This window comes from Paenibacillus dokdonensis (assembly GCF_004916975.1).
In the GTDB taxonomy this organism is placed as follows: domain Bacteria; phylum Bacillota; class Bacilli; order Paenibacillales; family Paenibacillaceae; genus Paenibacillus_AQ; species Paenibacillus_AQ dokdonensis.
On sequence record NZ_STGQ01000002.1, the window covers coordinates 1,204,792 to 1,217,361 of the forward strand.

Consider the following 12,570-nt stretch of genomic DNA (forward strand, 5'->3'; position numbering starts at 1 on the left):
CTGGAGGAGATCCGATGCAAAATTTCTATTGGAGATGGCAGTTTAAAACGGCACCGTACCGGTTTATCGCCCCGTTTTTCATACTCTTTATGGTATTTGTGTTTTTACCCTTTGTATTCTCCATTTATTTGAGCTTTACGAACTGGCATGGCGAGGAAGTCAAGACGTTCGTCGGGCTCGCCAACTATAAGACCCTGCTGACAAACCGGGAATTCTGGCAGTCGCTGCTCAACAGCATTTTTATTTTTCTGCTGTACGTACCGGTGATGTTATTGCTTGCACTGATCTTCGCCTCCTGCCTCAGCAGCAGCTGGATGAAGTGGACCGGATTTTTCCGCACGGTGTTTTTCATACCGAATATTACCTCCGTTGTGGCCATTTCGTTTGTGTTTCTATTGATTTTTAACTCGACAGGCATTTTGAATCAAGTGCTGATGAACGCGGGGTTCATCCATGAACCGATCCCGTTCCTGGAAACGCCGTGGTGGGCCCGGATCTCGGTGTCGCTGCTTGTTATTTTCCGGTGGACCGGCTACAACATGATTCTGCTGCTGGGCGGCATGCAGAGCATTTCGAGATCGCTGTATGAAGCCGCCGAGGTGGACGGAGCCAGCGGTATCAAGTCATTTTGGTACATTACCCTGCCCCTGATGAAAAGGCTGCTGGCCTTTTGTACCGTACTGTCGACGCTGGGAACGTTCTCGCTGTTTACGGAGCCGTTCATTTTGACCAAAGGCGGACCCAACTTGTCTACAACTACCCCGGTGGTGCTGATCTATAAAGAAAGCTTCCAGAACCTGAACATGGGTTATGCTTCGACGATTTCGATCTTTTTCTTCATGGTGATGATGATTCTTTCCCTGCTGCAGCTGCGGCTGTTCCTGGATAACGATTAGGCGGTGGGCAGGAATGAAAAAACAACATAAAACATTATCCATCGTCATGCTGCTGGTATTTCTGATTTTGGCCGCCGTGTTTATGTTTCCGTTCATCTGGATGCTGAGCTCCTCGCTCAAGGACAAAAGCCAAATTTTCGCCAATCCGCCGATTTGGATCCCACACACGCTGCATTGGGAGAACTTTACGCAGCTGTTTACGGAGCGCCACTTTGGAGCCGTCATTTTGAACAGTCTGTTCACGGCCGTGACAGGCACGGTGGGAGCTTTGTTTTTCTGCTCGCTGGCCGGGTTTGCATTTGCCAAGTACCGTTTCCGCGGCAAAAACCTGCTGTTCGGACTGGTGCTGGCTTCGCTGATGATTCCGATGGAGTCGAGCCTGGTGCCGCTGTTTGTCATTTACCGTGATCTTGGTCTCATCGACCATCTGTGGGGTGTGATATTACCGAGACTGACCAGCGCCTTCGGCATCTTTTACATGAGGCAGTACTGCATGTCCGTGGAGAATGAACTGCTCGAAGCGGCACGTATGGACGGCTGCTCGGAGAACCGGATTTACTTCCGGATTGTGGCTCCCATTTTGATCCCGGCATTTGCGAGTCTCGGCATTATCTTTTTCGTGGAGGAATGGAACAACTTCCTGTGGCCGACGGTCATTCTCCGCAGCGAGAATAATCTAACTATTGCCGTGGCGATCCGCGCGCTCCAGTCCGGAGTCCGCACGCCATACAACCTGATTATGTCAGGCTCGGTTATCAGCGTTCTGCCGATGCTTGCCGTGATCTTTATATTCCAAAAGCAAATTTTTGCAGGCCTGACGGATGGAACACTGAAGGGATAAACCACTTGGCATGAAGGAGGCGTGACCATGGCAGCACCCAAAATAAAAGTTCTCATTGTCGATGATGAATTGATCGTCCGCAAAGGACTGCGCAGCACTGTGCCCTGGGAACGGTACGGGATGGAAGTGGTGGCTGACGCGGGCAACGGGCTGAAGGGCTGGGATGCCTTTCTGGAGCATAAGCCCGATGTGGTGATTACTGATATCGTCATGCCGAAGCTGAACGGGCTGGAGCTTGCGCGGAGAATCAAGCAGGCTGCGGGCGATACGCAGATTTTGCTGCTCAGCTGCCATGAGGATTTTTCTTACGCGCAGCAAGGCTTCCGGTTGGGAGCTTCAGGCTATATCCTCAAAACCAACATGGATGAGGATGAAATGGGCTTTTATCTAAGCCAGTTTCAGGAGCAGTATCTTCAGCACCTTGGCGGTAGTTTTACCGAAGGAACTGAAGCTCATGGCAGTGACGAGGCCCAGCAAGCGCATATAGGTTCCTGGCTTGGCGGTTTCTCGGGTGGTATTGAAGAGCAGGCCCGGCAGTGGTTTGCCGGTGATTGGAGCTGGATGGGCAAAGGCTGCTCCATTGTTCTGATCCGATGCGGCGAAGGGGCAGACATGCTGGATGACGCTGACTGGGGGGATTTGCTGCGGGATGCGGGTGCGCCAAGCGAGCGTATCGCCTGCGGCAGAGGCAGAGCATTTCTGCTGTGCAAACCGGAGGCCGCCGAGCGCGTCGTTTGCCGGCTAAAGGCTCTGAAGGGCAGTCATTCGAAATTGATATGGCAGAAGCAAGGGCTTGTCAGCAGCGTCCAGGAATGGATCGATACGGTGCTGAGCCTATACCAGCAGGATGAGCTCCGAACTCAATATGACCTATGGGGTGAGACTTGGCCGGATGCCATTATGAAGGCGGTGGGCATTCTCTCCTCCGAGAGAGGCAACATGTTATCCGTTGCCGAGGTAGCGGAGGAGGTGGGGCTCAGCCGCAGCCATTTCAGTACATTATTTAAGCGTACGGTGGGGGAGAACTTTATTGATTTTCAATCGAAAATCAAGCTTCATAAGGCTGAGCATATGCTGACCGGCACGCTGATGAGCGTTAGTGAAATATCCGACCAGCTGGGTATGGTGGACGCCAACTATTTCAGCAAATGGTTCAAGCGCTGCACGGGTCTGACCCCGAGTCAATACCGGTCGGTTCAGAACCGCGATTCAACTATAGAGGAGAAAAGAGGGCTACGGCGACATGATCAACAACCGGCAACCGCAAAATGACTGGGAGAATCTCGAAGTACTGCAGCGCGGAAGGCTGAAGGACCATACGTATTTTGTGTCGTACAAGGATGAGACGTCTGCACTTACGTATGAACGGGGCCTTTCTCCGTGGTTTCGTCTTTTAAACGGGTCTTGGAGGTTCTATTATGCGGCTTCTCCTGGATTAGCACCGGCTGGCTTTCAGGAGGAAGCTTTTGATGATTCGGCTTGGGGGAAGCTGGAGGTGCCGGGACATTGGCAGCTGCAGGGGTACGGAAAACCGCATTATACGGATCTTTATTACCCTTTCCCGGTTGATCCGCCGCACGTGCCTTCGGATAATCCGACAGGCTGCTACCGCAGGAGCTTTCATATCCCTGCTGAATGGGCAGAGCGGCAGATCGTGCTGCGCTTCGAGGGCGTGGACAGCGCTTTTCATTTATGGGTGAACGGGCAGGAGGCGGGATTCAGTCAGGGCAGCCGTCTTCCATCCGAATTTGATATTACGTCCTTGATCCGGGAGGGCAGCAATCAGCTGTCCGTTAAGGTGTATCAATGGTCTGACGGGTCTTATCTGGAGGATCAGGATATGTGGTGGCTCAGCGGAATATTCCGGGATGTCAGCCTGTTTGCCCGTCCGAGGATGCAGATTCGGGATTTTACGATCCGTACCGATCTGAATGATGCCTTGGATCAGGGCGAGCTGAATATCTGCGTAGAGATCGGCAGAGCGGGTACGACAGATGAAGACCGGGGCCATTATCGCTTAAAGGCTCAGCTGCTGGATGAGAACAAAAGCAATGTCATTGGATCCGGAAGCATCAGCGATATGGGAACTGCGTCAAGTGAAGAATTGTTTGGGATCCGTATTCAGGTGAGACAGCCGCGGCTATGGTCAGCCGAACAGCCAAGTCTCTATCATCTGCTGATTACGCTGGAGGATGAACAGAACGGAATGATCGAATGCATCCCATACCGGGTCGGCTTCAGACGCATCGAGATTGCGGGAAATACATTCCTGGTGAATGGCGTACCGATTCTCCTAAAGGGTGTGAACCGCCATGATTATCATCCGGAGCTGGGCAGAACGGTGCCGTACCAAACGATGCTGCAGGATGTTCTGCTGATGAAGAGGCATAACATCAATGCGGTCCGTACCTCGCACTACCCGAATGATCCACGGTTCTATGATTTGTGCGATGAATACGGCCTGTATGTCATGGATGAGACGGATTTGGAATGCCATGGCTTCGAGCTGCTCGGCAACATCAGCCGAATCAGCGATGATCCTGCCTGGAAAAATGCCTATGTTGACCGGATGATGCGTATGGTGGAGCGGGATAAAAACCACCCGAGCATCATCATGTGGTCGATGGGCAACGAGTCCGGCTTCGGCTGCAACTTTGAAGCGATGGCCGAGTGGTGCCGCACGAAGGACCCGACCCGCCTGATCCATTACGAGGAGGACCGCGCGGGCAAATCTGTAGACGTGATGAGTACCATGTATACGTCCGTAGAAAAGCTCGCCGAGCTGGCGGGCGCAGAAGGTCCGCAGAAGCCGAGGATTATCTGCGAATACGCGCATGCAATGGGCAACGGGCCCGGCGGCTTAACCGAATATAATGATCTGTTCCGCAATTGTGAGGGGCTGCAGGGCGGATTCGTCTGGGAGTGGACCGATCACGGTCTGCAGACGGTAGATGAGCAAGGAAGAAGCTATTACGCCTATGGCGGCGATTTTGGCGATGTGCCGAACAACTCGAATTTCTGCATGGACGGCTTGCTTTTCCCTGACCGTACACCTTCTCCGGGTCTGCTCGAGCTGAAAAAGGTCATTGAACCTGTTGCTACCCTGGCCATCGATTTGAAGAAGGGAGAGGTGGAGCTGGAGAACAGACTGGACTTTAGCGGTCTGAAATTCCTGGAGGCATCCTGGTCTATTCAAGCGGACGGAGTTCTTCTGCAAAGCGGCTCGGTACCTCTTCCTGCTGTGAAGCCGCATAGCAAGGCTCAGCTTGTACTGCCATATGATTTGTCAGGGCTGCGTGTTCCGTCTTTAAGCGAGACTTACCTGACGATCAGGTATGTACTCCGCACGGACTGCATCTGGGCGATGAAAGGCCATGAAGTGGCGACAGCGCAGTTCCGTATACCGGAAGAACTGCTGCCCTTGCAGGAATCTCTGCCGGCGAATGCTGGAGCTGATGCAGCGACGCGCTCCTTAAACTGCACAGAGCATGGACATTTGCTGCAAGTCAGCGGATCGGATTTTGAAATTGTTTTTAATATGATGGACGGGGTTATTCAGTCCTGGACTTTTGCCGGAACCGACATGATCGCAAACGGCGGGGGGCCGAAACTCTCCTTCTGGAGAGCCCCTATCGACAATGATATGTACGTAGTTCAGGAGTGGCGCAAAGCCTATTTGCATTTGCTCCAGCAGCGGATTGACGAAGCCTCCTGGGAGCGAAACGGTGACGGAGGCGTAACAGTAACGATTCGTACGCGCATCGCTCCACCGGTGTTTGATTGGGGCTTCCGCTGCATCTGCCGCTATACTTTGCATGGCGATGGCCGAATGCATGTTGCCGTTGATGGCGTGCCGGAAGGCACACCGCCGAAAATGCTGCCGCGGATTGGGCTTGATCTCACCTTGCCGGGAACGTTGGACCTTGTGGACTGGGCAGGCAGGGGTCCGGGAGAGTCCTATGCGGACAGCAAACATGCCAACCTCTTTGGTGTCTATCATGCTTCAGTCGATGAATTATTCACGCCATATATGGTCCCGCAGGATAATGGCAACCGCACCGAGGTGAGCTGGGTATCTCTGACGAGCAGCCGAGGTATGGGCCTGTTGGCAGTAGGGCTGCCAGTCATTGAATTCAGCGCTCACCGCTATACTGCGGAGGATCTGGAGAAGGCGGGGCACTTGAAAGATTTAACACCGAGGGATACCGTCTCCCTCCATCTCGATTACCGCCAGAATGGCCTAGGCAGCAACAGCTGCGGCCCTGCCCAGCTTCCGCCTTATGAGCTGCGGCCGGAAGTATTCAATTACGAATTCATTCTTATGCCATATTCCAATCAGGCTGTATCGCCAGCCGTCATGCGAAAGGAGCTAGTGAAACAACATGCCGAATAATCAGAATATTTTGCGTTTGGACGGGAAGACAGCCGTGGTGACAGGAGGTGCCTCGGGGATCGGTTTCGCCACAGCCGAGCTGCTGGCGGAGTTTGGCGCAAAGGTCATGCTGCTCGATATTCATGATGAGAATGGGGAAAAGGCTGCGGCACGCATCCGTGATAACGGCGGGCAGGCGCGGTTCTTCCGCTGCAATGTGACTTCTGGAGAGGATTGCAGGCGGACGGCTGACATGATTGCCGCAGAGTTCGGTCAGATCGATATTCTCTTCAATAATGCAGGCGTCATTCGCCGTAAAACGGTGGTGGAGCTAGAAGAGAAGGATTGGGATCTAGTCATGGACGTATCCCTGAAAGGAGTCTATCTGCTCTCCAAATACGTTATTCCGCATATGGCTGCGGGGGGAGGAGGCAGCATCATCAACACGGGTTCGGGCTGGGGACTAAAGGGCGGAGATCAGGCGGCTGCTTACTGCGCAGCGAAGGCTGGCGTGGTGAATCTCACCAAAGCGATGGCGATTGACCATGGGCCGCAGAACATCCGCGTGAACTGCGTATGCCCGGGCGATACGGACACTCCGCTGCTGCGGGACGAAGCCAAGCAGCTCGGGAAGGAAGAGTCATCCTTCCTCGTATCCTCGGCAACGGGACGGCCGCTGGAGCGGTTGGGTACGCCGCAGGATATCGCCGGAACGGTTCTTTTCCTAGCGGGCGAGTTGTCTGCCTGGGTCACCGGCAGCGTGCTGGTGGTTGATGGCGGCGGTCTGGCGTAAGAAGGTCTAGGTCTGACACAGATAAGCGTTCCAAGATGGCATAAGGAGAGATGACAATATGGCACAGCATAAACGAGCATCCTCGCATCCCTATATACCGAACATGATTCCGGAAGTTCAGCGCCAGATGCTGGATGAGATCGGAGTAGAACGGATCGAGGATTTGTACCAGATCATTCCGGATGAGCTAAAGCTGAAGAAAGAGATGGATATGCCCCCTGCTTTAAGCGAGCAGGAGCTGAGACGGCATGTCAGTCGGCTATTGAACCGAAACGAAAGCACGCAGGATGTCGTCAGTTTTCTCGGGGCAGGCTGCTGGCCGCATTTCATTCCGGCTGTATGCGATGAAATTAACCAGCGTTCCGAGTTTGTGACCGCCTATGCAGGAGAGCCTTATGAGGATCACGGCCGGTTCCAGGCTTTGTTCGAATATCAGAGCCTTATGGCGGAGCTGCTGGATATGGATGTTGTGAACGTGCCTACCTTTGACTGGGCGCAGGCTGCGTCGACCTCGCTGCGGATGGCCGCCCGGATGAACGGACGTACGGAGGTGCTGCTGGCGGGAACGATCGACAAGGATAAGCTGAAGATCATCGTCAATTACATTACGCCGGACTTGTCTTATCAGCTGGTTGATTTTCGGACAGAATCCGGTGAGCTGGATCTCCAGGATTTGCGTAATAAAATCACAAGCAATACGGCCGCGGTATACTTTGAGAATCCATCCTTCTTCGGCACGATCGAATCACAGGGACGGCAAATTGCTGACATTGTTCATGAAGTAGACGCGGTATGCGTCGTGGGAGTGGATCCGATTTCGCTTGGAGTACTCAAACCGCCAAGCCAATACGGCGCAGATATCGTATGCGGCGATCTGCAGCCGCTCGGGATGCACATGAATTACGGCGGCGGCCAGGCGGGCTTTATCGCCACCCGTAATGAAGAGAAGTATGTGATGGAGTATCCTTCACGTCTGTTCGGTATCGCGCCTACGATCGTGGAAGGCGAGTACGGCTTCGGGGACGTCGCTTATGAACGGACTTCATTCCATGACCGGGAAAAAGGAAAGGAATCCGTCGGAACCCAAACGGCGCTGTGGGGTATTACGGCGGGGGTGTACCTCGCGCTGCTCGGACCTCACGGCATGCAGGAGCTGGGCCAGACGATCATGCAAAAATCCCAGTATGCTGCGAAGCTGCTTGGAGAAATTGAGGGCATGTCCGTCCGGTTGCAGTCCCCATTTTTCAAAGAGTTTGTTGCGGATTTTACGAAGACAGGCTTGACGGTAGAGGAGGTTCAAAAGCAGCTGCGTATTGAAGGCATTCAGGGTGGCCACGATTTGTCCGCTGACTTTCCTGAGCTTGGTCAGAGCATGCTGCTCTGTGTCACAGAGGTTCACACCCAGGAGGATATCGAGCTGCTTGCAGCAGCGCTGAAACGCATTTGCAGCCGGGGAATGAAGGGAGTGGAATGCTGATGAAACGCATCGCACGCGAGCATCCGGTACGGAATTTTCATCAAGCCAAATGGGATGAGCCGATTATTTTTGAACTGCATAAGCAAGGGGAACGCGGAGTGGAGGCCCCGCAGGTGGAGCCTGAGATTGAAGCGGCCGTCGGAGATGGTATCTCGGTCATTCCGGACAGCATGATGCGAACAGAGCCTCCGGCTCTTCCGGAAATCGGTCAGGCTAAAGTGCTGCGTCATTACCTGCGTCTATCCCAGGAAACGATGGGATCGGATTTCAACGTTGAGATCGGCCAGGGCACTTGTACCATGAAATACATCCCGCGCGTTAATGAAATGATGATCCGCACGCCGAAAATGATGGACCTTCACCCGCTGCAGCATGTGGACGATGTGCAGGGCATTCTGGAGGTATATCACCGGCTTGATTTGGCGATGCGCGAGATTTCCGGTTTGGACCGGTTCTCCTTTCAGCCGAGCAGCGGTACACAAGCTTTGCTCACGATGGCGTCCATCGTTCGGGCCTATCACGAGTCGAGAGGAGAGGGAGAGCAGCGCGACGAAATCATCACGACGATGTTCTCTCATCCTTCCCAGGCCGCAACAGCAGTTGTCAAAGGCTACAAAATTATCACGGTCCATCCGGATGCAGACGGTTTTCCGGATATTGATCAGTTGAAGCGTGCAGTCTCCTTCCGGACGGCCGGTTTAGTCGTAGCGAACCCCGAGGATACCGGCATTTTCAATCCGCGCATCCGGGAATTCACGGATATCGTGCATGCCGCAGGCGGCGTCTGCTACTACGATCAGGCCAATGCGAACGGACTGCTCGGCGTTACCCGTGCGAAGGAAGCCGGATTCGATATGTGCTTTTTCAACCTTCACAAAACCTTTGCGGCACCGCATATGTGCGGAGGACCGGCAACGGGCGCCCTCGGCGTCACCGAAGCACTTGCTCCATTCCTGCCGGGGCCTGTTGTAAGCCGCAGCGGCGAACGTTACGAGCTTCAGGATCCGGGAGATCTCAGCATTGGCAAGGTGCGCAGCTTCCATGGCGTGGCTCAGACGGTGCTCAGATCATACGCTTGGATTCGCAGCCTTGGAGCGGAAGGCCTGCTGAACGTCGCCCAGGTGGCCGTACTGAACAACAATTATCTCTATCATAAAATCCTGCAAATTCCGGGCGCTTCTGCTCCTTATATCAAGGGTAACCGTTTGGAGCAGGTACGCTACAGCTGGCAAAAGATGACCGAAGATACCGGGGTCACAACCGAGGATGTGACACGACGGATGTGCGACTTTGGACTGCATTACTGGACCAGCCACCATCCATACGTGGTACCGCAGCCGTTTACGCTGGAACCTACGGAATCCTACTCCAAGGAGGATCTGGACGAGTACATTCAGGCACTCGCGCAAATCTCCAAGGAAGCCTACAGCGAGCCGGAAACGGTCAAAAATGCGCCGACCCGCAGCACCGTGCATCGCATTGACGATTCCAGCTTCGATGACCCTGCGAAGTGGTGCATCACCTGGAGAACTTATTTGAAGAAGACGGCTTCGCCCCAGGAGTAGGCTCAAATAGAGAAGAGGACTGCTGAATGATCAGCGGTCCTCTTCAAGTATTTTATGGGCTTCACTTCTCATTCCGCTAAACATTCACTTGTTAAATATACATCATATTTAGACATGAATCAGGCCAAGTTCTGTGAGTTGCTCGATTTGAATTCTCTGTAGGAAAAGCAGCATCAATCCTAACGTATCATGCCGCTGGGTGGTTATCCGTTCGAGACAGGGATCAATGACAAGAACGGTGTTTTAATATACAGAGGGACCTCAGGTGCCCTTAATCAGTGCTCTAAGCTGGATGCTGAACGAACAACTGAGAACTTCTTGGGATCCTTGAATTCGATTTCTTTGAGCTATTGAACAGCATGACAATTTCTCGTTCCTGAAGTACGTTCAGAAGTATTACAAAGCCGAGGGAATCAGCGAACTCTCTAAGCGATTGCCGTCTTAATATTCTGTGATTTGACAAACAGACTAGATGTCATCTGGTTTTAATGATATTATCATGGAGCTATTCAGAATCAATTTTGGAATATTTATGATCCGTTCAGTGGATGAATGGAATGCAAAGTAATGCTGCTGAATAAGAAAGGAGGCTCAGATATTCCCAACTAATTTGGAAGGGGATTGAATGAATATCTCAAACCTTACCAAGGGAATTTTTATGTGTTGGCTTTAAAAATAGTTAGAATTATCTTTAAAATACTCCAAAGTGGGATGTGCATCATGAGATTAACAATCGGGAAAAAGTTAATTGGCTCTTTTTTAATTATTGCTTTTCTTTTAGGGATTACAAGCAGTATTTCATCTTATTACCTCAATATAATTGACGAATCAGATTCTGATTTAATTCAAAGACGTGCAGTAATTTTATCGAATGTACAAATCATACAAAAAGATGTTACCAAAGAATTTAGCAGATTACGTGGGTATATGCTTACAGAGGATCAGGACTCTTTAGACGGTCTTAAGGCCTCTTACGATAATGTGAATAATTTAATAAATGAAACACTTGAATTAGTCCAAATTAAGGAGTTTAAAGAGGAATTACAAGTAATGGTTGGACTGAATCAAGAATTCAAACAGAAATATGATCAATTGTTAATAAAGGTTGATAACCATCGACCTTCCAGTGAAATAATTGATTATTACAAGAGTGAAGTTATTCCAATAGGTAGTCAGCTTGAACCGATAGCAGAAAAACTAGCAAATGAACAACTTCAATCGATGAATGAAGCTAGTGAAGAAAACACCAATATAGTCAGAACAGCAATTACAAATGTAACTATTCTTAGCATTATTGCAGTTGTTATAGCTATTCTAATAGGGTACTTTAGTTCACGGATGATATCGAAGCCTGTAGTATTAATTGCAAATGTTGCGGAGCGAATAGCACGAGGTGATCTAACAACAGAAGATATTCGGGTGAAAAATAAGGATGAAGTGGGTAGTCTTGCTAAATCATTTAATCAGATGACTGGAAATCTCCGTAACTTAGTTAGACAAATTGGTATGAGTTCTGAACATATAGCGGCTTCCTCAGAGGAATTAACGGCAAGTGCGGAACAATCCAGTCAAGCATCGGAAAGTATTACTTTGACTCTCCAAGATGTTACTGCAAATGCTGAAAGGCAATCTAGCAGTGTAGGCGAAAGTGTTCAAGCAATTAATGAAATGTCATCAGGTATACAACAAATTTCTTCGAGCGCTCAGCTAACGTCTTCTCTTTCTATGCAAACTTCCCAAAGAGCATTAGAGGGAAATCAATTCATACAAACGACGATTAAGCAAATGGATTCCATACATAGTACAATGGATCACTTGGTGAATGCTGTAAATGAGATGAATTCCAGCTCGAATGAAATTGAGCGTATTGTAGTTATGATATCCGAGATCGCTGCACAAACCAACCTGCTAGCATTGAATGCAGGAATTGAAGCGGCTAGGGCAGGTGAACAGGGGCGTGGGTTTGCGGTAGTTGCTGGTGAAGTCCGTAGATTAGCAGAACAATCATCTCAATCAGCTGAGCAAATTTCACAATTGGTTGCAACGATCAAAAATCATACGCATCATGTGGTTGAGTCAGTAGAAGACGGAGTTAACGAAGTTGATGAAGGAATTCGAGTAGTTCATATAGCAGGTGAATTATTCGGTGAAATTAAGAAAAATGTAGACGAGGTTTCCAATCAGGTTCAGGATGTTTCGGCATCGTCCCAACAGATATCAGCTAGTTCAGAACAGGTATTACATGCTATTGAGGAGATCTTAGAGGGATCTAAGTCTGTAGCACTACAATCACAGAATGTAGCCGCATCCACAGAGGAACAATTGGCATCCATGGAGGAAATCTCTTCTTCTTCATTATTTCTGGCAAACATGGCTGAAGACCTACAGAAATTAGTTGGGCAATTTAAAGTAGAGTCCTAAGTTATTTTGTTACAATCCCAGTTATACCAAATCAAAAAAAAGGTTATAACGTAGCTGTTCAGCTGGGACTGACCCCATAACGTGAGACAAATCAAAACACCTTCAAGAGAGAGCACCCATGTCGTAAGATATGGAGACAACCTTGGAGGTGTTTTTGCGTTGGCAACAAGAGTTAGCTACCCCATAGAAGTGAAGATGAAAGCCA

Annotated in this window: 8 protein-coding genes; all 8 read left to right on the forward strand. The window is 50.6% G+C overall.

Going from position 1 to position 12,570, the window contains the following annotated elements; genetic code table 11:
• Nucleotides 1–14 precede the first annotated feature (14 nt).
• Nucleotides 15–896 carry a carbohydrate ABC transporter permease gene (locus E6W40_RS23285; RefSeq protein ID WP_136607940.1) on the forward strand — a complete coding sequence of 294 codons (882 nt, stop codon included), beginning with the start codon at nt 15–17 and terminating at the stop codon, nt 894–896.
• Nucleotides 897–909: 13 nt separating this feature from the next.
• Nucleotides 910–1,737, forward strand: a complete 828-nt coding sequence (locus E6W40_RS23290) for a carbohydrate ABC transporter permease (protein ID WP_136607941.1) — start codon at nt 910–912, stop codon at nt 1,735–1,737.
• Between the two features lie 27 nt (nt 1,738–1,764).
• Nucleotides 1,765–3,009 (forward strand): response regulator transcription factor, encoded by a 1,245-nt coding sequence (locus E6W40_RS23295; RefSeq protein ID WP_136607942.1) that lies wholly within the window; start codon nt 1,765–1,767, stop codon nt 3,007–3,009.
• Nucleotides 2,981–6,130 (forward strand): beta-galactosidase subunit alpha, encoded by a 3,150-nt coding sequence (gene ebgA, locus E6W40_RS23300; RefSeq protein ID WP_136607943.1) that lies wholly within the window; start codon nt 2,981–2,983, stop codon nt 6,128–6,130. The genes E6W40_RS23295 and ebgA overlap by 29 nt, the downstream gene beginning before the upstream one ends.
• Entirely contained in the window at nt 6,120–6,902 is a 783-nt protein-coding gene (locus tag E6W40_RS23305) for an SDR family NAD(P)-dependent oxidoreductase (protein WP_136607944.1), read from the forward strand. Before ebgA ends, E6W40_RS23305 begins: the two co-directional genes overlap by 11 nt.
• A gap of 58 nt (nt 6,903–6,960) precedes the next feature.
• On the forward strand, nt 6,961–8,379 hold the full coding sequence (gene gcvPA, locus E6W40_RS23310) for an aminomethyl-transferring glycine dehydrogenase subunit GcvPA (protein ID WP_136607945.1): 1,419 nt from the start codon (nt 6,961–6,963) through the stop codon (nt 8,377–8,379).
• A complete protein-coding gene (gcvPB, locus tag E6W40_RS23315; RefSeq protein ID WP_168929018.1) occupies nt 8,379–9,944 on the forward strand; it encodes an aminomethyl-transferring glycine dehydrogenase subunit GcvPB in 1,566 nt (521 codons plus the stop codon). Before gcvPA ends, gcvPB begins: the two co-directional genes overlap by 1 nt.
• A gap of 720 nt (nt 9,945–10,664) precedes the next feature.
• On the forward strand, nt 10,665–12,365 hold the full coding sequence (locus E6W40_RS23320) for a methyl-accepting chemotaxis protein (RefSeq protein WP_136608216.1): 1,701 nt from the start codon (nt 10,665–10,667) through the stop codon (nt 12,363–12,365).
• Nucleotides 12,366–12,570: the final 205 nt, after the last annotated feature.

Bases quoted from the DNA above. Each gene is read 5' to 3' on its own strand.
- gcvPA (WP_136607945.1), top strand. From the start codon at position 6,961: ATGGCACAGCATAAACGAGCATCCTCGCATCCCTATATACCGAACATG.
- E6W40_RS23295 (WP_136607942.1), top strand. From the start codon at position 1,765: ATGGCAGCACCCAAAATAAAAGTTCTCATTGTCGATGATGAATTGATC.
- E6W40_RS23320 (WP_136608216.1), top strand. From the start codon at position 10,665: ATGAGATTAACAATCGGGAAAAAGTTAATTGGCTCTTTTTTAATTATT.
- E6W40_RS23290 (WP_136607941.1), top strand. From the start codon at position 910: ATGAAAAAACAACATAAAACATTATCCATCGTCATGCTGCTGGTATTT.
- gcvPB (WP_168929018.1), top strand. From the start codon at position 8,379: ATGAAACGCATCGCACGCGAGCATCCGGTACGGAATTTTCATCAAGCC.
- E6W40_RS23285 (WP_136607940.1), top strand. From the start codon at position 15: ATGCAAAATTTCTATTGGAGATGGCAGTTTAAAACGGCACCGTACCGG.
- ebgA (WP_136607943.1), top strand. From the start codon at position 2,981: ATGATCAACAACCGGCAACCGCAAAATGACTGGGAGAATCTCGAAGTA.
- E6W40_RS23305 (WP_136607944.1), top strand. From the start codon at position 6,120: ATGCCGAATAATCAGAATATTTTGCGTTTGGACGGGAAGACAGCCGTG.